This window comes from Pseudomonas sp. MD330_10 (assembly GCF_042610415.1).
GTDB lineage: Bacteria > Pseudomonadota > Gammaproteobacteria > Pseudomonadales > Pseudomonadaceae > Aquipseudomonas > Aquipseudomonas rhodesiae.
Genome location: NZ_JBHGZU010000030.1, coordinates 1 through 25,024 on the forward strand (window position 1 = coordinate 1; position 25,024 = coordinate 25,024).

The window sequence follows — 25,024 nt, forward strand, 5'->3', positions numbered from 1 at the left end:
GCGATCTTGATCAACTCAAACCCCTTGTCCTTGGCGGCTTTTTCAGCGAAGGCCCACTCGGTCTGAAACCAAGGTTCTTCGGCTTGTTTGACCAGGAAGCCGATTTTGACTGTATCAGCGGCCAGCACCAGCCCGCTCAAGCTCATGGCCGATACCGCCACAGCGGCGCAGCACAGGGAACGGATACCACGACGACGATTCATACGGGTGACTCCTTGTTATTGTTGTTAGCGCTTGGGTTAACCGGCAAAGCGATGGCAAGGTTTGCCAGGTACATCGACATTGATAGCCAGCACGGCACCGTCCAAGGGGTGATCCAGAGGACTGGCCGCACTGGTAATAAACAGAGTGGTGAGTTCGGGCCCACCAAAAACGCAACTGGTGGGGCGGCTGACCGGCAGCTCGATGACTCGATCCACCTCGCCCGTGGGCGTCAGCCGCAGCAAGCAACCGCCGTCCCAGCGGGCGTTCCAGATATAACCGTCGGCGTCCATCGCCGAGCCGTCCGGCCCGCCACGCGGATGCGGACCGAACCACAGCGTGGGCGACTCCAGATGGCCATTGGCCGAAATGCCGTGCCGGTAAAGCGTGCCGTCCAGGCTGTCACCGAAGTGCACCTGGCTGCCGTCGTCGCTCCACAGCAAGGTATTGGGAATACCCAACCCTTGCAGCAATGGCGTGACCGTGGCGTCGGCGTCCACGCGGAACAGGCCGCCGGAGCGCCGCGTGATCGGCAGGTCCTCACCCTGCTCGCCGATGTTGTTCTGCATGGTGCCCAACCACAGCCGCCCCTGGGCATCGCAACGCGCTTCATTGCCACGGTTGCCGGGGTGCGGATCGGCCTGGCACAGCAGGGTCAGGGCCTCGGTGGCCAGGTCCAGGCGGTAGACGCCACTGCTCAAGGTCACCAGCGCATCGCCGCGTTCGCAGGGGATGAACGCCGAGACATGCTCGGGCATCCGCCACATGCGCAGTTGCCCATCCATCAGGCGCAGCGCCTGTTTGCCGGCGATATCCACCCAATACAACGCCTGGGTCGGACCGTCCCAGAACGGGCCCTCCCCCAACTGCGCACGGTGTGCGGTCACTGCGCTCAACGACATATAGCCTCCTGGACGCGGGTTGGGTGTTTACAGCGGATCGCGCGACGGCGTGCCGTCCACCAAGCGCTGGATACGCAGCGGGTTGGCATTTTTCAGCGCATCGGGCAGCAGGCTGTCAGGGTAGTTCTGGAAACACACCGGACGCAGGAAGCGGTCGATGGCCAGGGTGCCGACCGAAGTGCCACGGGCATCGGAGGTCGCTGGGTACGGACCGCCATGCACCATCGAATCGCAGACCTCCACCCCGGTCGGGTAGCCGTTGAGCAGAATGCGCCCGACCTTCTGCTCCAGCAGTGGCGTAAGTTCGGCGAACTGCTGCAAGTCGCCCGGCTCGCCGATAAGCGTCGCCGTCAGTTGCCCATGCAGGCCTTGCAATGCGGCGCTGAGCTGGGCCTGATCGGCGACTTCGACAAACACCGTGGTGGGGCCGAAGACTTCTTCCTGCAGTGCCTCATCGCCGTTGATCAATAAACTGGCGTCAGCCTTGAACAGCTGCGGCTGGGCCTGATTGCCGGATTGGGCATTGCCCGCCAGGTGCTGGATACCAGGGTGCGCGAGGAGTTTTTCCAGGCCCTTTCCATAGCTGCTCAAAGTGCCGGCGTTGAGCATGGTTTGCGCCGGTTGCTCGCCGATCAACTGCGCCACTTGCTGGGTGAATGCGCTGAATTCGGGCGAGGCGATCCCGATCACCAGGCCTGGGTTGGTGCAGAACTGGCCGCAGCCTTGCACCACCGAGGCGGTCAGGTCGCGGGCCACGGTGTCTGCCCGTGCCTGTAGGGCCTGGGGCAGCACGATCACCGGGTTGATGCTCGACATCTCGGCAAACACTGGGATCGGTTGCGGGCGCGCCGCCGCCATGTCGCACAGGGCGCGACCGCCTTTGAGCGAGCCGGTAAAGCCCACCGCCTGGATCGCCGGGTGCTTGACCAACGCTTCACCGACGCCGCCGCCGAAGATCATATTGAACACGCCGGCGGGCATCTCGGTGGCCTCGGCCGCGCGGATGATCGCATCGGCCACGCATTCGGCCGTCGCCATATGCCCGCTGTGGGCCTTGAACACCACAGGGCACCCGGCCGCCAGCGCGGCTGCGGTGTCGCCGCCGGCTGTGGAGAACGCCAGTGGGAAGTTGCTTGCACCGAACACCGCCACCGGGCCGAGGCCGATGCGGTATTGACGCAGGTCCGGACGCGGCAGTGGTTGGCGGTCCGGCAGGGCTTTGTCGATGCGCGCGCCGTAGAAGTCACCGCGCCGCAGCACGGTGGCGAACAGGCGCATCTGGCCGCTGGTGCGACCGCGTTCGCCTTTGATGCGGGCGGCCGGCAGCGCGGTTTCGCGGCACACCAACTCGACGAAATGATCACTCAGGGCATCCAGTTCGTCGGCAATCGCGTCGAGGAACTGCGCACGGCGCGCGGCGCTCAAGGCGCGGTACGCCGGGTACGCGGCGGCGGCGGCCTGGGCGGCGGCGTCGACCTCTTGCGAGGTGGCCTGGAAGAAAACCTGAGGCAAGGTTTCGCCGGTGGCCGCGTCGACGCTGTGCAGCTTGGTGCTGCCCTGGGCGCTGCGCTGGCCGCCGATGTAGTTGTGGCCGATAAACTGGGTCATGGTGCTCTCCTTAAAGGGTGACGACGTTGCCGGGTTCGAATACCGCATCGGCCTGGCCGACACTGTTGATCAGCGGCGCGCCGAACTCGGCCTGGCTGATCTCGAACACATCCCCCGGTTGGGTACGTATACCGTCGGCGAATGACAGCGTGGCGGTGCCGAAGAAATGAATATGCACATCGCCCGGCGTGAGGAACTGACTGTACTTGAAGTGGTGGTACTCAAGGTTTTCCAGGCTGTGGCACATGTTGGCCTCGCCGCTGAGGAATTCGTTTTCCCAGATCACCTGGCCGTCGCGCAGCAGGCGGCTGGTACCGGCCAGGTGCTGGGGCAATTCACCCACGCGCAGTTCCGGGCCATAGCTGCAACTGCGCAGTTTGGAGTGGGCCAGGTACAGGTAATTCTTGCGCTCCATGACATGGTCGGAGAACTCGTTGCCCACCGCAAAACCCAGACGATACGGCTTGCGGTCGTGGCCGATGACGTACAGGCCGCCGATCTCCGGCTCTTCGCCGGCGTCTTCGGCAAAGGGTGGCACCGGGAACGCCTGGCCAGGGCGCACCACGATGCTGCCGTCGCCTTTGTAGAACCATTCCGGTTGCACGCCCGCCTGACCGACGGCGGGCTTGCCGCCCTCCACGCCCCATTTGAAGATGCGCATGGTGTCGGTCAACGTGGCTTCGTCGCCGGCCTGTTGGTGCATTTTGTCGCGAGCGGCGGCGCTGCCCAGGTGGGTCAGGCCGGTGCCGCTGATCAGCATATGGGCCGGGTCCGGATGGTCCAGCGGCGGCAGGATCTTCTGTTCGGCGAGCAACGCGGCGTAGTCATGGCTGTCGCCCAAGCCCAGGCTGTCGACCTGCTGCTGCAATGAAGCCCCGGCTTCGATGGCGGCCAGCGCCAGTTCGCGCACGCTGCCGGCACCCTGCACTTCGCGTAACCGGGCGCCATCGACAACGCCGACCCGGCGCTCGCCGTTATTGAGTTCGAACTGCACTAAACGCATCAGCTTTCTCCTTGAATTAAGTACGGGTGGCACCACGGGCGCTGGCGGCGAACTGGTCGGCCGGTAGCACATGTTTGCGCTCCAGCACGCGGTAGACCACGCCGGTCAACACCAGGCCGAACAGCATCACGCCGGACAGGAAATACAGGCCCGAGGCCAGGTTGCCGGTGTACTCCTTGAGCGCGCCGATCACGAACGGACCGATATAACCGCCCAGGTTGCCCACCGAGTTGATCAGGGCAATGCCCGCCGCCGCACTGGCGCCGGCGAAGAAACGCCCCGGCAAGGTCCAGAACACTGCGGTGCAGGAAAACATCGCGAACGCCGCCAGGCACAACGCCGCCATCTGCAGCACCGGCGCGCCGAGCCAGGCGCTGAAGAACAGGCCGGTGGCACCCAGTACATACAGCACGGCAAGGTGGCCGTAGCGATCATTCAAACGGTCGGAACTGCGCGGGATGATCAGCAGGCCGATGATGCCGAAGATATACGGCACGGCCGAGATAAAGCCGGTAACCAGGTCCGTGCCGCCGAACTGTTTGATCAGGGTCGGCAGCCACAGGCCCAGGCCATAGATGCTCAGGGTCACCGGCAGGTAGAACAGCGCCAGCAACAGCACGCGCTTGTCCTTGAGGGCATGCAGCGGGTTGCCATGACGGGTCTGGCCGTAGGCCTGCAGATCTTTGGCCAGCTCGCCGGTGAGCCAGGCTTTCTCGTCCTCGCTCATCCATTTGACCTGTTTGGGGCCGTCCGGCAGCCAGCGCAGCACCGGCCAGGTCAGCAGGATCGCCGGGGTGCCGATCACGATGAACAGCCACTGCCAGCCATGCAGACCGAGGATGCCGTCCATGCCCAGCAGGCCGCCGGACACCGGGCCGGTGATCATCATGGCAATGGGTTGGGAAAGGATAAACAGGCCGAGGATCTTGCCGCGATGGCGCACCGGGAACCATTGGGTGATGTAGTACAGCACGCCGGGAAAGAACCCGGCTTCCGCCGCGCCGAGCAGAAAACGCATCACATAGAAGCTGTGCGGCCCCTGCACAAAAGCCATGCCGATGGTGATGGTGCCCCAGGTGATCATGATCCGCGCGAACCAGCGCCGGGCGCCGAAGCGGTCGAGCATCAGGTTGCTGGGAATCTCGAACAGGAAGTAGCCGATAAAGAACAGGCCCGCGCCCAGGCCATAGGCGGCGTCACCGATGCCGACATCGGCGCCCATGTGCAGCTTGGCGAAACCCACGGCGGAACGGTCCACGTAGGCGATCAGGTACAGCAGGATCAGGAAGGGAATCAGTTTCAGCGTGATGCGCCGAATAAGCCGCAGTTCCTGGCTCATGGGGGTCGATCTCCGATTGTTGTTTTTATAGAAGCTCGGGCGACGCCTCTCGCGATAACTCGCCAGGGCCACACCTCAGTTGAGATCGACTATATAGTAGTACTATTTACGAAACAACACTTCCAAATGGAAGATTTTGCGCTTATGTTTAGCCGCATAGAGAACATATAGTCATACAATAAGAGAAATCGATCATGTCTGATAAAAAGTCCGGCCTACGCTCCGCCCAGTGGTTCGGTACTGCCGATAAGAACGGCTTCATGTACCGCAGCTGGATGAAGAACCAGGGCATCGCCGACCACCAGTTCCATGGCAAGCCGATCATCGGTATCTGCAACACCTGGTCGGAGCTGACTCCGTGCAACGCGCACTTCCGTCAGATCGCCGAGCACGTCAAACGTGGGGTGATCGAGGCCGGTGGCTTCCCGGTGGAATTCCCGGTGTTTTCCAACGGCGAGTCGAACCTGCGCCCTACCGCCATGCTCACCCGCAACCTGGCGAGCATGGATGTAGAAGAAGCCATTCGCGGCAACCCCATCGACGGCGTGGTGCTGCTGACCGGCTGCGACAAGACCACCCCGGCCCTGCTGATGGGCGCCGCCAGTTGCGACGTACCGGCGATCGTGGTGACGGGCGGGCCGATGCTCAACGGTAAGCACAAGGGCCAGGACATTGGTTCGGGCACGGTGGTGTGGCAACTGAGTGAGCAGGTCAAGGCCGGCACCATCACCCTGGATGATTTCCTCGCGGCCGAGGGCGGTATGTCCCGTTCGGCGGGCACCTGCAACACCATGGGCACCGCCTCGACCATGGCCTGCATGGCGGAAGCCCTCGGCACTTCCCTGCCGCACAACGCCGCGATTCCCGCAGTGGATGCGCGCCGTTATGTACTGGCGCATATGTCGGGCATGCGTGCGGTGGAGATGGTGCGTGAAGACCTGCGCCTGTCGAAGATCCTCACCAAAGAAGCCTTTGAAAACGCGATCCGGGTCAACGCGGCCATCGGCGGCTCGACCAACGCGGTGATCCACCTTAAAGCCATTGCCGGGCGTATCGGCGTGGACCTTGAACTGGACGACTGGACCCGCATCGGTCGCGGTATGCCGACTATCGTGGACTTGCAGCCCTCCGGGCGTTTCCTGATGGAAGAGTTCTACTACGCCGGCGGCCTGCCTGCGGTGCTGCGTCGCCTGGGCGAAGCCAACCTGATCCCACACCCGAACGCGCTGACCGTCAACGGCAAGACCCTGGGCGAAAACACCCAGGATTCGCCGATCTACGGCCAGGACGAAGTGATCCGCACCCTGGACAACCCGATCCGCGCCGACGGCGGCATCTGCGTGCTGCGCGGCAACCTGGCGCCGCTCGGTGCAGTTCTCAAGCCGTCGGCGGCCAGCCCGGAATTGATGCAGCATCGCGGCCGTGCGGTGGTGTTCGAGAACTTCGACATGTACAAGGCGCGCATCAACGACCCGGAGCTGGAGGTGGACGCCAACTCGATCCTGGTCATGAAAAACTGCGGGCCCAAGGGTTACCCAGGCATGGCCGAAGTCGGCAATATGGGCCTGCCGGCCAAGCTGCTGGCCCAGGGCGTGACCGATATGGTGCGCATTTCCGATGCGCGCATGAGCGGCACGGCCTACGGCACCGTGGTGCTGCATGTGGCACCGGAAGCTGCCGCCGGCGGGCCCTTGGCCACGGTGCAGGAAGGTGACTGGATCGAGCTGGACTGCGCCAACGGCCGCTTGCACCTGGACATTTCCGACGCCGAGCTGGCGGCGCGCATGGCCGACCTCAAGCCGCCACAGGACCTGATCGTCGGCGGCTATCGCCAGCTATACATCAACCATGTGCTGCAAGCGGACCAAGGCTGCGACTTTGACTTTCTGGTGGGTTGCCGCGGGGCGGAAGTCCCACGGCATTCCCACTAATTGGGATGCTATGATGCCGCGAATTTAAGCCAGAGCATCCCGCCCGTTATGGATCACCAGCCGTCCAAGCCGCGCAAGAGCATGCATGCCCAGATCGTCCAGGACTTGGGCATGCACATCGTTTCCGGTCGCTTCAAGCCAGAAGAACGCCTGCCCATGGAGGCCACGCTCTGCGAGGAGTACAAGGTCAGCCGTTCGGTGTTGCGCGAGGCGACCCGCGTGCTCAGTGCCAAGGGCCTGGTGTACTCCAAACCACGGGTGGGTGCGGTGGTGCGGCCACGGCTCAAATGGCACCTGCTCGACCCGGACGTGCTGTCCTGGTTGATGCAGTCCACGCCCCATAGCGAGTTTTTCAACACCCTGGCCGGTGTGCGGCGCATCCTCGAACCGGAAATCGCCGCCATGGCCGCGACCACCGCCACCGACGATGACATCGCCATCATCGAAAAGGCCTACCACGGCATGGAAACCGCGCAGACCCACGAACAGCTGCTACAGGCCGACCTGGACTTCCACCGCGCCATCGCCGACGCCACCCGCAACGACCTGCTGGCATATATGTGCAACATGCTGTCGCTGCCGTTGCGCGAATCGATCAACATCACCAACCGCCGCCCCGACATCCAGGGCCTGAGCCTGCCTCGGCATAAAGCCATCCTCACCGCCATCCAGAACCGCGATGCCCTCGGCGCGCGGCATGCGTCGCTGGTGCAGTTGGATGACACGCGGGTGGCGTTGGATACGGTGATGAATGTACTCACCCCGCTCTAAAGCCAAGTGAAAGGACAGGTGGGAGGGGGCTTGCCCCCTCCCACAGTTAAATTCCTCTGGGCCACCACCCGGCAACTCGGTGCATTTGGCCCCGATAGCCATAGATCCCTACACAGGTTTTAAGGCTGAAATAACTCTGTGGTGAGCGGGCTTGCCCCGCGCTGGGCTGCGAAGCAGCCCCAAACCCAGGCACCTCGGTGTGTCAGCTAAACCACATCGCCTGGAATGGGGCCGCTTCGCAGCCCAGCGCGGGGCAAGCCCGCTCACCACAGCAAGCCTCAACCCAGCAAGCCCGCTCCCACACTTAGCTCCAACTATCTGGTTACGCCCCTATGCCATTGCAAGCCGACAAGACGGCGTTACAAGGTGTAGGCAATGCCGACCTGCACCGTACGCGGCGCGCCGGGGTACGCGTAGATATTGCCGAACGCACCCTCTTCGTACTCGCGGTTGAACAGGTTCTTCACGTCCAGGTTAAGACGGATCTTGTCGTTGACCTTGTAGTAGCTGAGCAGGTCGACGACGGTGTAGGCGCCCATGGAAAACGCGCTGTTGGCGGTCTGGCCCGCGCGTTCATCGACGTATTTACCGCCGGCGCCAAGGCCCAGGCCCTTTAGTGCGCCGTCTTGGAATTCGTAGACGTTGAGCAGGCTGAAGCTGTTACGCGGGATATTCAGCAAGCGCGTGCCACTGCGCAAGGTATTGTCCCGGGTGACTTCGGCGTCCACATAGGCATAGCCGCCGATCACGCGCCATTCGGGGGTGAGATTGCCGGCAACGTTAAGGTCGAAACCGCGACTGCGGACCTGGCCAGCGGCGACGCTGAAGGTGGAATCCACGGGATCAGTGGTGAGCACGTTCTTCTTCTCGATCTGATAGACCGCCGCGTCAACGCTCAACTGACGGTCCAGGGCCTCCCACTTGATGCCCACTTCGTAGGACTTGCCTTTCTCCGGCGCGAAACCTCCGCCTTCACGGCTGGCACCGGTGTTGGGCTTGAACGAGCGCGCGGCGTCGGCGTAGACGGCGACGGTGTCGGTCAGGTCGTAGATCACACCCAGCCGTGGAGTCACGGCGTTGTCCGCGGCCTGCCACGGTTTGACACCCGTCACATAACTTTCGTAGTCGTGCTCGAACCGCTCGAAACGCGCACCAGCCAGGACTTTCAAGCGCTCGGTCAGCGACACCTGGTCCTGCACGAAAGCCGCGTAGGTCTTGAGGTTTTCTTTGTCGTGGGTCGGCGTGCGCGTCAGCGGCGGGCGTGTCTGGCCGTAGACCGGATTGAAGATATCGATGGGGTAGGTGCCGGCGGCGGCGCTGGAGCGCTGGATGATCGACTGGTAGTCGTAGTCCTCGTACTCGATGCCGGTCAGCAAGGTGTGATCGAAGCCGCCGGTGGAGAAGTGCCCGGTCAGGTTGAGCTGGTAGTCCTTATCGGTCCATTCCAGCTTGCGGTAGTTGAAGTTGCGTTGCAGCGTGCGGCCGTCGGCGCTCAGGCTACCGGGGCCGTTAGCCTCGATGGCATTGCCCTGCAACGTCCCATCCAACCACTGAAACCCACCCCCCAACGTCCAGCTGTCGTTGAGCATATGCTCGAAACGCAGCTGGGCCATGTTGTTATCGTTGTGCAGCTTGCCCACGTCCTTGTCACCCCAGAACGTGTCGCGGGACGGCGTGCCGGCCTGGTTGGCGAAACGCGTCAGGCCACGGTCCAGCGGATGGTTATTGCGCATGAAATCGCCTTCGAAGATCACCTTGGTGTCATCGCTGGCCTGCCAGGTAAGGACCGGGGTGACGCCGTAGCGCTCGGTCGACACATGATCGCGGAAGGTGTCGCCGCCCTCGCCCACCACGTTCAGGCGATAGGCCAGGCGGCCTTCTTCGTCCAGCGGGCCGGAGGCGTCCAGCGTGCCGCGCTGCATGCCCTGGTCGTTCAACTGGCTGCCGAGGGTCACCGTGCGTTCGGCCAGCGGTTGCTTGGACACGACATTGAAGGTGCCGCCCGGATCGCCACGGCCGTACAGCATGGTGGCCGGGCCGCGCAGCACTTCCAGGCGCTCGATGGTGTTAGCGTCCGGCATGTTCGGGTAGCCACGGTTGATCGGGAAGCCGTTACGGTAGAACTCGCCGGTGGTGAAGCCGCGCACGGTAAACGTGGTGAGGCCCTGCCCGCCGAAGTTGTTGGCGCGGCCTACGCCGCCGGCGTAGTCGAGAGCATCTTGCAGGCGCGTTGCGCCGAGGTCTTCGACCACGTCCTTGGACACCACGCTGATGGACTGCGGGGTTTCGTGGATGGCGGTGTCGGTGCGCGTCGCACTGGCCGAACGCGTGGCGTGGTAGCCCTTGACGGGACCTTGCGCCGTCTCGTAATCCCCTTCGCCGGTGACCGTGGTCGCTTGTAACTCAAGGCTGGCGGATGGCGTGGTGACCTCCTGCGCCCAGGTAAAAGGGGAAAACGCCTGAAGGACACACAGGGAAATCAGCGTACGACGCATGGGTGATCAGCCTAGTGAATGAGCCAGATGGGACGGCAAACCTGCCAAGAATTCGCCGCGAATGGTATATCAAGTCATTCGTGTTTGATATCTGTTCTCATTCGTTATTTTTCGTGTATCCGCTGTGTATCAACTCAATGGCCGGACGTAAAAAAGCCACTCGATTGAGTGGCTTCCATTACCTCGCCAGGACCTTAGCGATAGCGCTCAAGCCAATGCGCATAAGGCGCCGGCAAGGTCCAGGCGGATTTCTCCACGCCTAATGCTTTGGCGGCGAAATACGCCCAATGGGGGTCGGCCAGGTGCGCGCGCCCCACCGACACCAGGTCCAGCTGACCGGCCTGCAACGCGCCTTCAGCCAGTTGCGGGGTGCCGAAGCCCCACGCGGAGGTCACCGGTATGCCGGCTTCCCGCCGCACACGTTCGGCAATCGGCCCCATGAAAGCCGGGCCCCACGGAATGTTGGCGTCCGGAATGGTGAAACCGACGCTGACGCTCAGCAAGTCCAGGCCGCCGGCCTTGAAACGACGCGCCAGTTCGATGGATTCGGTGAGGGTCTGCTCGTCACGGCCGTCGTACTCGATCACGCCAAAACGCGCGGTCAGCGGCAGGTTTTCCGGCCAGACTTCACGCACAGCGGCCAGGGTTTCCAGGAGGAAGCGGCTACGATTGTCGAAGCTGCCGCCGTAGGCGTCGGTGCGCTGGTTGGAATGTTCCGAGAAGAAACTCTGGCCCAGGTAGCCGTGGGCGAAGTGCAGTTCGATCCACTCGAAACCGGCGTCGCGGGCACGGCGCGCGGCATCGACGAAGTCCTGTTTGACCCGGGCAATGTCCTCCAGGGTCATGGCGCGCGGCACGTTGGGCAGGTTGGCACCGAACGCAATCGCAGACGGCGCGATGGTTTCCCAACTGCGGGCGTCGGAAGCAGGGATATGGTCATCGCCTTCCCACGGGCGATTGGCGCTGGCCTTACGTCCGGCGTGGGCGATCTGGATACCTGGCACCGAACCTGCGGCCTTGATGGCTTTGACCATGGGCACAAAAGCTTCGGCGTGGGCATCGCTCCAGATGCCGGCACAGCCTGGGGTGATACGGCCTTCCGGGGCCACTGCGGTGGCTTCCACTACCAAAAGTCCCGCACCGCCGCGCGCCATGCCTGCCAGGTGAACATGGTGCCAATCGTTGACGATGCCGTCTTCGGCCATGTATTGGCACATTGGAGGAATAGCGATGCGATTGCGCAGGGTGACGTCTTTAAGGGTAAAGGGTTCGAATAGAGCGGACATCGTAAACTCCAAGAGCAGGTGACTGATTCGATAGTTCGATGGTAATCGAACAATAGTATTCAGCGATACCCCCCTGTTATGATTCGTTTCATGCGAGCCTTCAAACACCCTCCCCTACAAGACCTCACACTCGAACGCGTGCTCTACGCCCTGAGTGATCCGGTGCGCCTGGAGATCGTCCGATGCCTGGCCGGCGTGCCAGAAGCCACCTGCGGCGAACTGGATGGCGGGCGGCCCAAGTCGAGCATGTCCCACCACTTCCGCGTGCTGCGCGACGCCGGCCTGGTGAATACCCGCAGCGTGGGCACCACCCATATGAACTCGTTACGCAGGGATGAGCTTGAAAGCCGCTTTCCTGGTTTGCTCGCGTCCATTCTTGCCCAGCAATAAGCCGCTTCACTCCAGCAGTGACACCAAGCGAGCGTCGATAGTGCCCTCGTCTATTTCAAGCAGCGCCAGCGTCACCGGTAACTTGAAACGCCGGCGCCCCGCGCTGCCTGGGTTTACATACAGGATTTCACCGCGCCACTGGATCAACGGTTTATGCGAATGCCCGGTGATCACCAGGCGCGTGTGAGGCGTGAGCAATGCCGGGACATCGGCGACGTCATGCACCAGCAAAGTTGGGCAGCCGTTGAGCGTAGCGTGCAGATGATCAGGCACCTGGCATGCCCATGGCGCATCCTGATCATTGTTGCCACGCACCACATGCAGCGGCGCGATGCCGGCCAGTTGCTCGATAATGTCGGCACTGCCAATGTCGCCCGCATGGACGATCTGCTCACAACCTTGCAGGGCCGCCACAGCTTCGGGCCGAAGAAGGCCGTGGGTATCGGAAATTACGCCGATCTTCATAGGGGCTCACTCTCGAAGGTTTGACTCAGGATACATAGGTATCTACACGACTCTTAGAGGCCTACAAGTGAGCAGGCGTGCCACACATTCAGCCAGGCCGTGATCTCAAACCTGCTGCCATCGCTGCCAAAATTGTTGCGCCCGGCGGCTTAAACGTTTCAGGTTGCGGCGAACCTAACGGGCTCGTCGGCGTCCGAGCTAAGGCACTGTTGCTTACCGTTCGCCGCGAGGTTGTCATTTGAAAGCCGCCATCATCAAAAAGTACCGCCTGGTCATCAAGACCATGGGCTACGTCGGCTGGTCATTGTTCTGGCTGTTGCTGTGGGACGTCGCCGTGACGGTGGACTTCATGCTGTTTCTCACAGCCAAGATCAACCTGCCGCTGATGCCCCTGACCCTGCTGGGCTCGGCACTCGTGGTGTTGATCAGTTTTCGCAACAGCAGCGCCTATAACCGTTGGTGGGAGGCCCGCACGTTGTGGGGGGCGATGGTCAATAATTCGCGCAGCTTTGCGCGCCAGGTGCTGACCCTGCTGGACGACCCGGGCAGTGAGGTCAACCCAATCAAATCCACGCTGTTGCGCCGGCATGTGGCCTATGTGAATTGCCTGGCCGCGCACCTGCGGGGCCAGCCGTGCCCCGATGAAGTGCGTGCGTTCATCCCTGCCGATGAGTTTGCGCGCAACGGTGCGACCAATAATTTCGCCAATGACATCCTTACCGGTTCGGCGGCGTTGCTGGCCCGCGAATACAAGGCCGGGCATCTGGACAGCATTCGCCTGGCGCGGCTGGAGTCGACCCTGGTGGACCTGTCCAACGCCCAAGGCGGCATGGAGCGTATCGCCAACACGCCGCTGCCCTACCCCTACGTGTATTTCCCGCGCCTGTTTATCACCCTGTTCTGCCTGATCGTACCGGTGGGCCTGGTGGAATCCCTGGGCTGGTTTACCCCGCTGGCCTCCACGGTGGTGGGCTTTATGCTGCTGGCTATCGAACGCATCGGCACCGACCTGCAAAGCCCGTTCCGCTCCAGCGAACACCAAATCCAGATGGAAGCCATCTGCGAAACCATCGAGAAAAACCTGCAATCGATGCGCCGCGACACCCTGGCCGACAATTTGATCGGCTGAACCCACCTGCTTGCCCTAAAGTGCGTGCCCTCTCGGTCGATAAAGAGGGTACGTACGCAAGGACCCACCCTTCATAACAACCCCTGCGACGCTCAGCACTACTGTTTGCCTTGCCAAAACTATAAATACCCGCGGGTGAAAGTCATGAATATCAAGCAGAAGCTGACCTGGGCGTTCGCGGCTATCGCGTGCGTGCCGGTCATCCTGGTAGCGGTACTGGTAGTGTTGAACCTGCGCGAGGGGGCCCAAGCCAATTTCCTCGACAGCAGCGGACGGGAAATCCGCCAGATCGACAATGGCATGAAGCAGTTCTTCGACGGCATCAGCCAGAACGTCGAGTACGTGGCCAAGGACCCGCGCGTAGTCGCGGCCAAAGACCTCAAGAGCTATGCCAGTGCCGACGCTGCGCAAATCCCGCTGACCCCAACCAATAAAGAGCTGCTGGCGATCTTCGATCAATTCGCCAAGAGCCATCCCACCACGGCCTACCTGTCCCTCGGCCTCGCCGACGGTGGCTACGCCAGCTGGCCCGACGACGCCAAGCTGACCAACTACGACCCGCGCGTACGCCCCTGGTACAAGGCAGCGGTTGCCGCGCCTGGCACCACGGTGCGCACCGGCGCGTACTACTGGGCGCCGGACGACGTGGTGCTGATCGGCACCGTGCATACCGTGGCCGATGCCAGCGGCAATGTGCTGGGCGTGGTCGGCCTGGACGTGTCGCTCAAGCAACTGACCGAACTGGTCAAGAACATCAAGCTCGGTGACAGCGGTTACCTGATGCTGGTGGAAGGCAACGGCAACGTGCTGGTGGACCCCAGCGATGCCAAGCACAACTTCAAGCCTCTGGCCGACTTGGGCCCCAACTACGCCGAATTGGCCAAACGCGGCGACGGCGTGACCCAGATCGACATCGACGGCGTGGCCTATATGGCCAACGTGGTCAGTTCCAAAGACCTGGGCTGGCGCTTTATCGGCCTGATCAAGCGCGACGAAGTGATGGCCGGCGCCACCAGCCTGACCTGGTTGATCGCCGCCATCGCCGCAGCCCTGGCAGTGGTGTTCGCCATTGTCGGTGCCAGTTTTGCCAGCGTCATCGTGCGGCCGATTCGCGGCGTGGCCGACGGCCTGCAGGAAATCGCCGAAGGTGAAGGCGACCTTACCCGTCAACTCAAGGTGCAGGGCAAAGACGAAACTGCCACCCTGGCCGGCTGGTTCAACCAGTTCCTGGGCATGATCGCGCAACTGGTGCAGCGCATCGGTAACGCATCCTCCGATCTGCAGAGCGCCGCCGCCGACACCAGCGAAGTGGCCAACAATATGAACCAGGCCGCCGGGCGCCAGCGCGAAGCAGTGGAACTGGTGAGCACCGCGTTCAACGAGATGGTGGCCACCGCCAACGAAGTCGCACGCTCTTGCAGCGCCGCCGCTTCCAGCGCCGACGAAGGCTACCGCGACGTGCATGACGGCCAGCAACATATCGGCGAAGCCACCGGCAGCGTGTTGCGGCTCAGTGAAGACTTGCAGAAGTCGACCCAGACCATGCAGCAGTTGGAGCAGGACAGTAAAAACATCAACACCATCCTGGATACCATCCGCTCGATTGCCGAACAGACCAACCTGCTGGCGCTCAACGCCGCCATCGAAGCCGCCCGGGCCGGCGATCAGGGCCGCGGTTTTGCCGTGGTCGCCGACGAAGTCCGCGCCCTCGCCCGCCGCACCGCCGACTCCACCGGCGAGATCGACAGCCTGCTGGGCAACCTCGCCCGCCGCACCCAGGAAGTCACGCAGCAGATGCAAGGCAGCCTGTTGGTGTCCCATACCAGCGTGGAACGCATCCAGCAGGCCCGCGACAGCTTCGACAAGATCCGCGGCTCGGTGGACTCGATCCGCGACCAGAACACCCAGATCGCCACCGCCGCCGAAGAGCAGCACCAAGTCGCCGAAGAGATCAACCGCCACATCGCGCAGATCCATGCCGATGCGCAACTGGTCGAAGGCTTCGCACACTCGGCACAGACCGGCTCGGGCCGTTTGACCGATATTTCCGCTCAGCTCAAAGGCTTGGTGGGTCGCTTCAAGTTCTAGCCAAAGCACCGAAGGCGATCAATAAAGCCGCTTGTTTCTGACGGAACAAGCGGCTTTTTCATGCCCGAGCCCTCGCAATGGCCATTAAATTCAACTGCCAAGCAAAAATGTACTAACTAGTTACTTGTCTTGCTAACATTGCGCCTCTGCCCTCTCTCACTCGAGTCCTTTCGACATGAAACGAGCATCGCGCGCCGCTGGCGTCTCTAGATTCTTCCTGCTGGGCCTGGGCGTGATCATCGCCCTGCTCGGCCTTGCGCTGGCCGTCGGCGGCGCCAAACTGGTCAGCCTCGGTGGCTCTTGGTATTTCCTGCTGGGCGGTGTGGCCATGGCGGTTGCCGGCCTGTTGATTGCCCGTCGCAAACCGGCCGGCGCGTGGCTGTTCGCCGCGTTTCTGATCGGCACTGCCGTGTGGGCGGTGGCAGAGGTGGGGCTGGTGTTCTGGCCGCTGTTTTCGCGATTGTTCATGTTCGCAGTGATCGGCCTGGTGGTGGCGCTGGCGTATCCGCTGCTGGCCAGCAAGCCGGCACGCGGCGCGTATGGTGTCGCGGCGGTATTGGCGGTAGGCGTGGCGGTGGCGGCGGGCAATATGTTTGTCGCGCACCCGAGCGTGGCGCCAACGGGTGCGGGCCCGGGTGTCACGCCGGTGGTGCCGGCCGAGGCGCAGAAAGACTGGGCGCACTACGGCAACACTGAGGGCGGCAGCCGCTTTGCCGCCCTGGATCAGATCAACCGCGACAACATCGACAAGCTCAAAGTGGCCTGGACCTATCGCACAGGCGATGTGGCCATCAGCGACGGCAACGGTGCCGAAGACCAACTGACACCCCTGCAGATCGGCAACAAGGTGTTTATCTGCACGCCCCACAACAACCTGATCGCCCTGGACGCCGACACCGGCAAAGAGCTGTGGAAAAACCAGATCAACGCGCAGTCGGCAGTCTGGCAACGATGCCGGGGCCTGGCTTATTTCGACGCCAGCGCGCCCATCGCCCAGCCGACCCAACCCAACAGCTCGCCGATCATCGCCGCCAGCGTTCCAGCCGGTGCGCAGTGCCAGCGCCGTTTGCTGACCAACACCATCGATGCGCGCCTGATTGCCGTGGATGCCGACACCGGCCAGTTCTGCGAAGGCTTCGGCACCCATGGCCAGGTGGACCTCAAAGCCGGCCTCGGCAATGTGCCGGACAGTTACTACCAACTGTCCTCCGCCCCGCTGATCGCCGGGACCACCGTAGTGGTCGGTGGCCGCGTCGCCGATAACGTGCAGACCGATATGCCCGGCGGCGTGATCCGTGGTTTCGACGTAATCAGTGGGCACATGCGCTGGGCCTTCGACCCGGGCAACCCCGACGACAAACAAGCGCCGGCCGCTGGCAGCACTTATGTGCGCAGCACGCCCAACAGTTGGGCGCCGATGTCCTACGACCCGCAGATGAACACGGTCTTTCTGCCGATGGGCAGTTCGTCCACCGACATCTATGGCGTGGAGCGCACCGCGCTCAACCATAAATACGGCGCGTCCGTGCTGGCGCTGGACGCCTCCACCGGGGCCGAAAAGTGGGTGTACCAAACCGTCCACAACGACCTGTGGGACTTCGACCTGCCGATGCAGCCGAGCCTGATCGACTTCACCCCGCCGGGCAGCGACAAGGCCGTGCCTGCCGTGGTCATCGGCACCAAGGCCGGGCAAATCTACGTGCTCGACCGCGCCACCGGTAAGCCGCTGACCGAGGTCAAGGACGTGCCGGTCAAGGCCGCCAATATCCTCAACGAACCCTATTCGCCAACCCAGCCCAAATCCGTGGGCATGCCGCAGATCGGCGCGCAAACCCTGAGGGAATCGGACATGTGGGGCGCCACCCCATATGACCAGTTGCTGTGCCGCATCGACTTCAAGGGCATGCGCTACGACGGCCTGTACACCGCGCCGGGCACGGATAAATCCCTGAGCTTTCCCGGTTCCCTGGGCGGCATGAACTGGGGCAGTCTTTCCACCGACCCGGTGCATGGTTTTATCTTCGTCAACGACATGCGCCTGGGCCTGTGGATCCAGATGATCCCGTCGCAGAACAAGGCCCAGGCCGCCTCCGGTGGCGAAGCGCTGAACACCGGCATGGGCGCGGTACCGCTCAAGGGCACGCCGTATGCGGTGAACAAAAACCGCTTCCTGTCGGTGGCTGGTATCCCCTGTCAGGCGCCGCCGTTCGGCACCCTGACCGCCATCGATATGAAAACGCAGAAAATCGCCTGGCAAGTGCCGGTGGGCACCGTGGAAGACACCGGTCCGCTGGGCATCCGTATGCACCTGCCGATCAAGATCGGCCTGCCGACGCTCGGCGGCACGCTGTCGACCCAGGGCGGCCTGATCTTTATCGCCGGCACCCAGGACTTCTACCTGCGCGCCTTCAACAGCGGCAACGGTGACGAAATTTGGAAAGCCCGCCTGCCCGTCGGCAGCCAGGGCGGCCCGATGACCTACGTGTCGCCGAAAACCGGCAAGCAATACGTCGTGGTGACTGCCGGCGGCGCGCGCCAGTCCACCGACCGGGGCGACTATGTGATCGCCTACGCCTTGCCATAACGCCTGCGTGCGCTCCGGCACTGCTTGAACATGTGGGAGGGGGCTTGCCCCCTCCCACATTTTGAGCCGGTTTTTTCAGTTAATACTGAGTAGAGCGACTGGCATTAGGGCAAGCTCCCCTCCCACACAGGTTCAGCAGCGTATGTCAGGCCCTAATCAGGCACGGGCAACGCACACTCCTCGCCTCGCTGGTACTCCCGCGGGGTACAGCCAAATTCACGGCGAAACACGGTGTGCAGGTACTGCGCCGATGTGAAGCCGCATTGCGCCGCCACGTCGGCAATCGCCCGTTCGTGGCTTGCCAGGCCTTTGGCGGCGGCGGCGAGTTTGAAGCGCAAGATCTCGTCATGCACGCTGCACCCGCGCTCCTTGCGAAAGTGCGACTCCAGGGATGAACGCGACACGCCGACATAGGCCGCCACTTGTGCGGTCTTGATGCCCTGGCAGGCGTATTGGCGGATAAACAGCAGCGCCTGCATCACGTACGGATTGCCCAAAGGCTGATGCAAGCTGGAGGCCTGCACGTTGATTGCCTCCGGAGGCACCAGAATCTGCGTACCGGCGCAAGGTTTGCCGTGCAGCATCTGATGAAGAAGCGCGGCGGCCGTGCGGCCCATGGTTTCCGTGCCCTGGATTACCGAACTCAGCGGCACCCGCGTGAGGGTGCGGGTCAGCGGGTCGTTGTCGATGCCGATCAGCGCCACTTCTTCCGGCACCGCAATACCGGCGGTGAGGCAAGCTTGCAGCAGTTGCCGAGCGCGGGCGTCGGTGACGGCGATGATGCCGATGGGCTTGGGCAGGCTCTGTAACCAAGCAATCTGCTGTTCCACCGCGCTGTCCCACAATGGCGCGCTGGTGCCCAGGCCGCGATACACCTCGACGTTCAGGCCATCGCGTTGCATCAAGCGGCGAAAGGCTTTTTCCCGCTCCTGGGCCCAGCGATTGGCCTGGGCCGGTGGCAGGCTGAAACAGGCAAAGCGGGTCAAGCCGGCCTCGATCAGGTGCTCGTAGGCCAGCTTCATCAACCCATGGTTGTCGGTGGCCACGTAGGGAATACCCTTGGGATAGGCGCTTGCATCCTCATAAGAACCGCCCACCGCCACCAACGGCAACTTGCTGTGGGCCAGGGCCTCGCCGATCAGCGGGTCATCGAAGTCAGCGATGATGCCGTCGCCTTGCCAGCGCTCGATGCCTTTGAGCCGGCACAGAAAGTCTTCCTCCAGGAACAAATCCCAGGATGCGCGGGTGCTGCTCAGGTAATTACCGATGCCGGCGATGATGCCACGGTCGTAGATTTTGCTGCCGTTGAATAGCAAGGCAATGCGGTGCACGGGCGGTAGGGTTTTCATTGTTGTTGTCCTCAGGCCAGTCGCCACAGGGTAGCCCCCGCCACTCAAAATCGCACCATCGCTTGGTGATTTTCATAATTAGCGAGCCAGGTGCCGTTGCTAGTATCCAGACACCGCCCAGAACAATAAGGAACACGCCATGACGTACTTCCCCGGTGTCGAGAAGGTTCGCTTCGAAGGTCCCGACAGCGATACCCCCCTCGCCTTTCGCCACTACGATGCCAACAAACTGATCCTCGGCAAACCGATGCGCGAGCACCTGCGCATGGCGGCTTGTTATTGGCATACGTTTGTCTGGCCCGGTGCGGACATGTTCGGCGTCGGCACCTTCAAGCGCCCGTGGCAGCGCAGCGGCGACCCGATGGAAGTGGCCATGGGCAAGGCCGACGCCGCGTTTGAGTTCTTCTCCAAGCTGGGCATCGATTACTACAGTTTCCACGACACCGACGTAGCCCCCGAGGGCAGTTCGCTCAAGGAGTACCGCGAACACTTTGCGCAGATGGTCGATCAGTTGGAGCGCCATCAGGAACTGATCGGCATCAAGCTGCTGTGGGGCACCGCCAATTGCTTCAGCCACCCGCGCTTCGCCGCCGGCGCGGCCACCAACCCTGACCCGGAAGTATTCGCCTGCGCCGCCGCCCAGGTATTCAGCGCGATGAACGCCACCCTGCGGCTCAAGGGCGCCAACTATGTGCTGTGGGGCGGTCGCGAAGGCTATGAAAGCTTGCTCAACACCGACCTCAAGCGCGAGCGCGAACAACTCGGGCGCTTTATGCGCATGGTGGTGGAGCACAAGCACAAGATCGGCTTCAAGGGCGACCTGCTGATCGAGCCCAAGCCCCAGGAGCCGACCAAGCATCAATACGATTACGACAGCGCCACGGTGTTCGGCTTCCTGCACGAATACGGCCTGGAGCATGAGATCAAGGTCAATATCGAAGCCAACCATGCGACCCTGGCCGGGCACAGTTTCCACCATGAAATCGCCACCGCCGTGTCCCTCGGCATCTTCGGCAGCATCGACGCCAACCGTGGCGACCCGCAGAACGGCTGGGACACCGACCAGTTCCCCAACAGCGTCGAGGAAATGACCCTGGCCACCTATGAAATCCTCAAGGCTGGCGGCTTCAAGAACGGCGGTTATAACTTTGACTCCAAGGTACGCCGCCAAAGCCTCGACGAAATCGACCTGTTCCACGGCCATGTCGGCGCCATGGATGTACTGGCCCTGGCGCTGGAACGTGCGGCGGCCATGGTGCAGAACGATCGGTTGCAGCAGTTCAAGGACCAACGCTACGCAGGCTGGCAACAGCCGTTGGGCCAAGCCGTGCTGGCCGGTGAGTTCAGCCTGGAATCCCTGGCCGAACATGCGTTTGCCCACGGGCTGAACCCGCAGGCCGTGAGTGGTCGGCAAGAGATGCTGGAGGGGGTGGTCAACCGGTTTATTTATCGGTGACAGAGTGGTGAGCGGGCTTATTGTGGTGAGCCCCTCACAAGCGCATTCACCACAAAAGTCCTGTTCACCACAGAATCCCGGCTTACCACAACACGCCGGTTAGCCACACCTATAGTGTTCGCCTAAAGTCTTCACCCAGTGTCTTTCCAACAACAATAAAAGGACGCACCACCATGAAGTCATTCAAACGTACCCTGCTCGCCACCGCCCTGGCCCTGCTCGCCCTGCCGGTGATGGCCGACCCGGCCCATCCGAAAATTGGCTTTTCCATCGATGACCTGCGCCTGGAGCGCTGGTCCCGCGACCGCGATTATTTCGTGGCAGCAGCGGAAAAACTCGATGCCAAAGTCTTTGTGCAGTCCGCCGATGCCAACGAGCAAAAGCAGATTTCCCAGATCGAGAACCTGATTTCCCGTGGCGTCGATGTGATCGTGATCGTGCCGTTCAACGCCACGGTGCTGACCAACGCGGTCGCCGAAGCCAAGAAGGCCGGGATCAAGGTGGTGTCCTATGACCGTCTGATCCTCAACGCCGACATCGACGCCTACATCTCCTTCGATAACGAAAAAGTCGGCGAGATGCAGGCCAGCGGCGTGCTGCAGGCGGCGCCCAAGGGTAATTACTTCCTGCTCGGCGGCGCGCCTACCGATAACAACGCCAAGGTGCTGCGCGAAGGCCAGATGAAGGTGTTGCAACCGGCCATCGACAAGGGCGATATCAAGGTAGTCGGCCAGCAATGGGTCAAGGAATGGAACCCCACCGAAGCCCTGAGCATCGTCGAAAACGCCCTGACCCGGAACAACAACAAAATCGACGCGATTGTCGCCTCCAACGACGCTACCGCCGGCGGTGCGATCCAGGCCCTGGCCGCGCAGAAGCTGGCGGGCAAGGTGCCGATCTCCGGCCAGGACGCCGACCTCGCCGCCGTCAAACGCGTGATCGACGGCACCCAGACCATGACCGTGTACAAGCCCCTCAAGCTGATCGCCACCGAAGCGGCCAAGCTCTCGGTGCAACTGGCGCGTAACGAGAAGCCCACCTACAGCTCGCAATACGACAACGGCAGCAAGAAGGTCGACACCATCCTGCTCACGCCCACTCCACTGACCAAGGCCAATATCGACCTGCTGGAGAAGGACGGTTTCTACACCAAAGAGCAGATCGGCGGGCAATGACCGCCATGGCTGCCGACTACCTGCTGCAAATGAACGGCATCGTCAAAACCTTTGGCGGTGTCCACGCGCTGAACGGTATCGACATCAAGGTGCGGCCGGGGGAATGTGTCGGCCTGTGCGGCGAGAACGGTGCCGGTAAATCTACCTTGATGAAGGTGCTGTCGGCGGTCTATCCCCACGGCACCTGGGAGGGGGAAATCCTCTGGGATGGGCAGCCGCTCAAGGCGCAGTCCATCAGCGAAACCGAGGCCGCCGGCATTGTGATCATCCACCAGGAGTTGACCCTGGTGCCTGATCTGTCAGTGGCCGAAAACATCTTTATGGGGCACGAGCTGACCTTGCCGGGTGGACGCATGAACTACCCGGCGATGCTGCACCGCGCCGAAGCCTTGATGCGTGAACTCAAGGTGCCGGACATCAACGTGGCGCTGCCGGTGTCGCAGTACGGCGGCGGTTACCAGCAACTGGTGGAAATCGCCAAGGCCCTGAACAAACAGGCGCGCTTGTTGATTCTCGACGAACCCTCTTCGGCCCTGACCCGCTCGGAAATCGAGGTGCTGCTGGACATCATCCGCGACCTCAAGGCCAAGGGGGTGGCCTGCGTCTACATCTCCCACAAACTCGATGAAGTGGCGGCGGTGTGCGACACCATCACGGTGATCCGCGACGGCAAGCACATCGCGACCACGGCCATGGCCGATATGGACATCCCGCGCATCATCACCCAGATGGTCGGCCGCGAGATGAGCAACCTCTACCCCACCGAGCCCCATGACGTCGGCGAGGTGATGTTCGAGGCGCGCCACGTGACCTGCTACGACGTCGACAACCCCAAGCGCAAACGCGTCGACGACATTTCCTTCGTGCTCAAGCGTGGGGAAATCCTCGGTATTGCCGGGCTGGTGGGCGCCGGGCGTACCGAACTGGTGTCAGCCCTGTTCGGTGCCTACCCCGGCCGCTACAGCGCCGAAGTATGGCTGGACGGCGAGCTGATCGATACGCGCACGCCGCTCAAATCGATCCGCGCCGGGTTGTGCATGGTGCCCGAAGATCGCAAGCGCCAAGGCATCATCCCCGACCTCGGCGTGGGCCAGAACATCACCTTGGCGGTGCTCGACACCTACGCGCACCTGACCCGCATCGACGCCGAGGCTGAGCTGGGCAGTATCGACCGGCAAATCACGCGCATGCACCTCAAGACCGCCAGCCCGTTTTTGCCGATCACCAGCCTGTCCGGCGGCAATCAGCAAAAAGCCGTGCTGGCGAAAATGCTGATGACCCAGCCCAAAGTGCTGATCCTCGACGAGCCCACGCGCGGGGTGGACGTGGGCGCCAAGTATGAAATCTACAAGCTGATGGGGGCGCTGGCCGCCGAAGGCGTGGCGATCATCATGGTGTCCTCGGAACTGGCCGAAGTGCTGGGGGTGTCCGACCGCGTGCTGGTAATCGGCGACGGTCAGTTGCGCGGCGACTTCATCAACCAGGGGCTCACCCAGGAACAGGTCCTCGCCGCAGCGCTCAGCCAAAACAATAACAATCGGAAAACCGCGTAGATGAATCAGGTCAAACAGCTGTTCACCCGCTACAAAATGCTCGCCCTGGTGATTGCCGTGGCGGTGATCTGGCTGTTTTTCAGCTGGCAGACCGAGGGCGGCTTCCTCACGCCGCGTAACCTGTCCAACCTGCTGCGGCAGATGTCCATCACCGGCATCCTGGCCTGCGGCATGGTGCTGGTGATTATCAGCGGCGAGATCGACTTGTCGGTGGGTTCATTGTTGGGCTTGCTGGGTGGGCTGGCGGCGATCCTGGACGTGGTCTACCACATTCCGCTGCTGGCCAATGTGAGCCTGGTGGCGCTGTGCGGCCTGATGATCGGCCTGGCCAACGGCTATATGACGGCCTACCTGCGCATCCCGTCGTTTATCGTCGGCTTGGGCGGCATGCTGGCGTTTCGCGGGGTTCTGCTGGGGATCACCGGCGGCACCACCATCGCGCCAGTGTCACCATCGCTGGTGTACGTGGGCCAGGGCTATCTGCCGCATACCGTGGGGGTTGGGCTTGGGCTTTTGCTGTTTGCCCTCACACTCTTCTTGACCTGGAAACAACGACGCAACCGCGCACTGCATGGGCTGGCCGCGCACTCATTGATGCGCGACGTGCTGCGGGTGGTGGTGATCGGCGCAGTGCTGGCCGGGTTCGTTACCACCCTCAACAGCTACGACGGCATTCCCGTGCCGGTGTTGCTGTTACTGGTGCTGCTCGGCGTGTTCAGCTACGTCACCAGCCAGACCGTATTTGGCCGCCGCGTGTATGCGGTGGGCAGCAACATGGAAGCCACGCGGCTGTCGGGCATCAACGTGCAGGCGGTCAAATTGTGGATCTTCGGCATCATGGGCGTCATGTGCGCCTTCGCCGGCCTGGTCAACACCGCACGTTTGGCGGCGGGCTCACCGTCGGCGGGCAATATGGGCGAATTGGACGCCATCGCCGCCTGCTTTATCGGCGGCACATCAATGCGCGGCGGCTCCGGCACGGTATATGGCGCATTGCTGGGGGCGCTGGTGATTACCAGCCTGGACAACGGCATGTCGATGCTGGACGTGGACAGTTACTGGCAGATGATTGTGAAAGGCAGCATTTTGGTGTTGGCGGTGTGGGTGGATGTGAGTACGCGGGCGGGTCGGCGTTAAAGCCATTCTCACCGGCACCCCATAACGCCTGTGGGAGGGGGCTTGCCCCCGATAGCAGTGGGTCAGCCAAATTATTGTTAGCTGATCTGAAGTGCGCCCCAAAAGTTGGACACCTATCCAACTCTTGGGGCTTTTTCATGAGCAAGTACACGACGCAGTTCA

The 25,024-nt window shown here is 62.4% G+C and carries 18 protein-coding genes and 2 pseudogenes; 11 read left to right on the forward strand and 9 right to left on the reverse strand.

Going from position 1 to position 25,024, the window contains the following annotated elements; translation table 11 throughout:
- The 5 genes and pseudogenes from ACFZPT_RS26065 to ACFZPT_RS26085 form a co-directional block, all read right to left on the reverse strand.
- Nucleotides 1–203: pseudogene (locus ACFZPT_RS26065) on the reverse strand (arabinose ABC transporter substrate-binding protein); the annotation flags it as partial.
- Between the two features lie 36 nt (nucleotides 204–239).
- Nucleotides 240–1,103 carry an SMP-30/gluconolactonase/LRE family protein gene (locus ACFZPT_RS26070; RefSeq protein WP_099312876.1) on the reverse strand — a complete coding sequence of 288 codons (864 nt, stop codon included), beginning with the start codon at nucleotides 1,101–1,103 and terminating at the stop codon, nucleotides 240–242.
- Nucleotides 1,104–1,130: 27 nt separating this feature from the next.
- The gene (locus tag ACFZPT_RS26075; RefSeq protein ID WP_099312877.1) at nucleotides 1,131–2,711 is read right to left on the reverse strand and encodes an aldehyde dehydrogenase (NADP(+)); all 1,581 of its coding nucleotides are present in this window, start codon (nucleotides 2,709–2,711) and stop codon (nucleotides 1,131–1,133) included.
- Nucleotides 2,712–2,721: 10 nt separating this feature from the next.
- Complete coding sequence (gene araD1, locus ACFZPT_RS26080) at nucleotides 2,722–3,714, reverse strand: AraD1 family protein (protein WP_099312878.1); 993 nt, start codon at nucleotides 3,712–3,714, stop codon at nucleotides 2,722–2,724.
- Nucleotides 3,715–3,730: 16 nt separating this feature from the next.
- Complete coding sequence (locus ACFZPT_RS26085) at nucleotides 3,731–5,053, reverse strand: MFS transporter (protein ID WP_034096883.1); 1,323 nt, start codon at nucleotides 5,051–5,053, stop codon at nucleotides 3,731–3,733.
- 194 nt (nucleotides 5,054–5,247) lie between these two features.
- On the opposite strand from ACFZPT_RS26085, the gene ACFZPT_RS26090 reads away from it, so the two are divergent.
- Together ACFZPT_RS26090 and ACFZPT_RS26095 are read left to right on the forward strand one after the other, a co-directional pair.
- Complete coding sequence (locus ACFZPT_RS26090) at nucleotides 5,248–6,984, forward strand: IlvD/Edd family dehydratase (RefSeq protein WP_099312879.1); 1,737 nt, start codon at nucleotides 5,248–5,250, stop codon at nucleotides 6,982–6,984.
- A gap of 48 nt (nucleotides 6,985–7,032) precedes the next feature.
- The gene (locus tag ACFZPT_RS26095) at nucleotides 7,033–7,755 is read left to right on the forward strand and encodes a FadR/GntR family transcriptional regulator (RefSeq protein WP_034096881.1); all 723 of its coding nucleotides are present in this window, start codon (nucleotides 7,033–7,035) and stop codon (nucleotides 7,753–7,755) included.
- Nucleotides 7,756–8,114: 359 nt separating this feature from the next.
- On the opposite strand, the gene ACFZPT_RS26100 is transcribed toward ACFZPT_RS26095, so the two are convergent.
- Together ACFZPT_RS26100 and ACFZPT_RS26105 are read right to left on the reverse strand one after the other, a co-directional pair.
- The gene (locus tag ACFZPT_RS26100) at nucleotides 8,115–10,250 is read right to left on the reverse strand and encodes a TonB-dependent siderophore receptor (protein WP_184316666.1); all 2,136 of its coding nucleotides are present in this window, start codon (nucleotides 10,248–10,250) and stop codon (nucleotides 8,115–8,117) included.
- A gap of 194 nt (nucleotides 10,251–10,444) precedes the next feature.
- Nucleotides 10,445–11,536 (reverse strand): NADH:flavin oxidoreductase/NADH oxidase, encoded by a 1,092-nt coding sequence (locus ACFZPT_RS26105; protein ID WP_099312881.1) that lies wholly within the window; start codon nucleotides 11,534–11,536, stop codon nucleotides 10,445–10,447.
- A gap of 90 nt (nucleotides 11,537–11,626) precedes the next feature.
- On the opposite strand from ACFZPT_RS26105, the gene ACFZPT_RS26110 reads away from it, so the two are divergent.
- Nucleotides 11,627–11,926, forward strand: a complete 300-nt coding sequence (locus tag ACFZPT_RS26110; protein ID WP_047882561.1) for a helix-turn-helix transcriptional regulator — start codon at nucleotides 11,627–11,629, stop codon at nucleotides 11,924–11,926.
- A 6-nt stretch (nucleotides 11,927–11,932) separates the two neighbouring features.
- On the opposite strand, the gene ACFZPT_RS26115 is transcribed toward ACFZPT_RS26110, so the two are convergent.
- Nucleotides 11,933–12,391: a metallophosphoesterase family protein gene (locus ACFZPT_RS26115; protein WP_379555934.1), complete on the reverse strand. Its 459-nt coding sequence runs from the start codon at nucleotides 12,389–12,391 to the stop codon at nucleotides 11,933–11,935.
- Between the two features lie 238 nt (nucleotides 12,392–12,629).
- On the opposite strand from ACFZPT_RS26115, the gene ACFZPT_RS26120 reads away from it, so the two are divergent.
- The 4 genes and pseudogenes from ACFZPT_RS26120 to ACFZPT_RS26135 all read left to right on the forward strand — a co-directional run bounded on the left by ACFZPT_RS26120 (nucleotide 12,630) and on the right by ACFZPT_RS26135 (nucleotide 18,192).
- Nucleotides 12,630–13,520 (forward strand): bestrophin family protein, encoded by an 891-nt coding sequence (locus ACFZPT_RS26120; protein ID WP_034097352.1) that lies wholly within the window; start codon nucleotides 12,630–12,632, stop codon nucleotides 13,518–13,520.
- Nucleotides 13,521–13,664: 144 nt separating this feature from the next.
- Nucleotides 13,665–14,747 (forward strand): annotated as a pseudogene (locus ACFZPT_RS26125) (cache domain-containing protein); the annotation flags it as partial.
- Between the two features lie 93 nt (nucleotides 14,748–14,840).
- Complete coding sequence (locus ACFZPT_RS26130) at nucleotides 14,841–15,608, forward strand: methyl-accepting chemotaxis protein (protein WP_371264003.1); 768 nt, start codon at nucleotides 14,841–14,843, stop codon at nucleotides 15,606–15,608.
- A 175-nt stretch (nucleotides 15,609–15,783) separates the two neighbouring features.
- The gene (locus ACFZPT_RS26135) at nucleotides 15,784–18,192 is read left to right on the forward strand and encodes a glucose/quinate/shikimate family membrane-bound PQQ-dependent dehydrogenase (RefSeq protein WP_099312882.1); all 2,409 of its coding nucleotides are present in this window, start codon (nucleotides 15,784–15,786) and stop codon (nucleotides 18,190–18,192) included.
- A gap of 152 nt (nucleotides 18,193–18,344) precedes the next feature.
- Here the strand turns inward: ACFZPT_RS26135 and ACFZPT_RS26140 are convergent, their stop codons facing one another.
- Nucleotides 18,345–19,541, reverse strand: coding sequence for a DNA-binding transcriptional regulator (locus ACFZPT_RS26140; RefSeq protein ID WP_047882526.1), 1,197 nt, complete (start codon nucleotides 19,539–19,541; stop codon nucleotides 18,345–18,347).
- A gap of 139 nt (nucleotides 19,542–19,680) precedes the next feature.
- On the opposite strand from ACFZPT_RS26140, the gene xylA reads away from it, so the two are divergent.
- The 4 genes from xylA to ACFZPT_RS26160 all read left to right on the forward strand — a co-directional run bounded on the left by xylA (nucleotide 19,681) and on the right by ACFZPT_RS26160 (nucleotide 24,862).
- Nucleotides 19,681–20,997, forward strand: a complete 1,317-nt coding sequence (gene xylA, locus ACFZPT_RS26145) for a xylose isomerase (RefSeq protein ID WP_099312884.1) — start codon at nucleotides 19,681–19,683, stop codon at nucleotides 20,995–20,997.
- Nucleotides 20,998–21,170: 173 nt separating this feature from the next.
- Complete coding sequence (gene xylF / locus ACFZPT_RS26150; protein WP_034097344.1) at nucleotides 21,171–22,172, forward strand: D-xylose ABC transporter substrate-binding protein; 1,002 nt, start codon at nucleotides 21,171–21,173, stop codon at nucleotides 22,170–22,172.
- A complete protein-coding gene (gene xylG / locus ACFZPT_RS26155; protein WP_034112977.1) occupies nucleotides 22,169–23,725 on the forward strand; it encodes a D-xylose ABC transporter ATP-binding protein in 1,557 nt (518 codons plus the stop codon). Before xylF ends, xylG begins: the two co-directional genes overlap by 4 nt.
- Entirely contained in the window at nucleotides 23,726–24,862 is a 1,137-nt protein-coding gene (locus ACFZPT_RS26160) for a sugar ABC transporter permease (RefSeq protein WP_099312885.1), read from the forward strand. It begins immediately after the preceding gene.
- The last annotated feature ends 162 nt before the right edge of the window (nucleotides 24,863–25,024 follow it).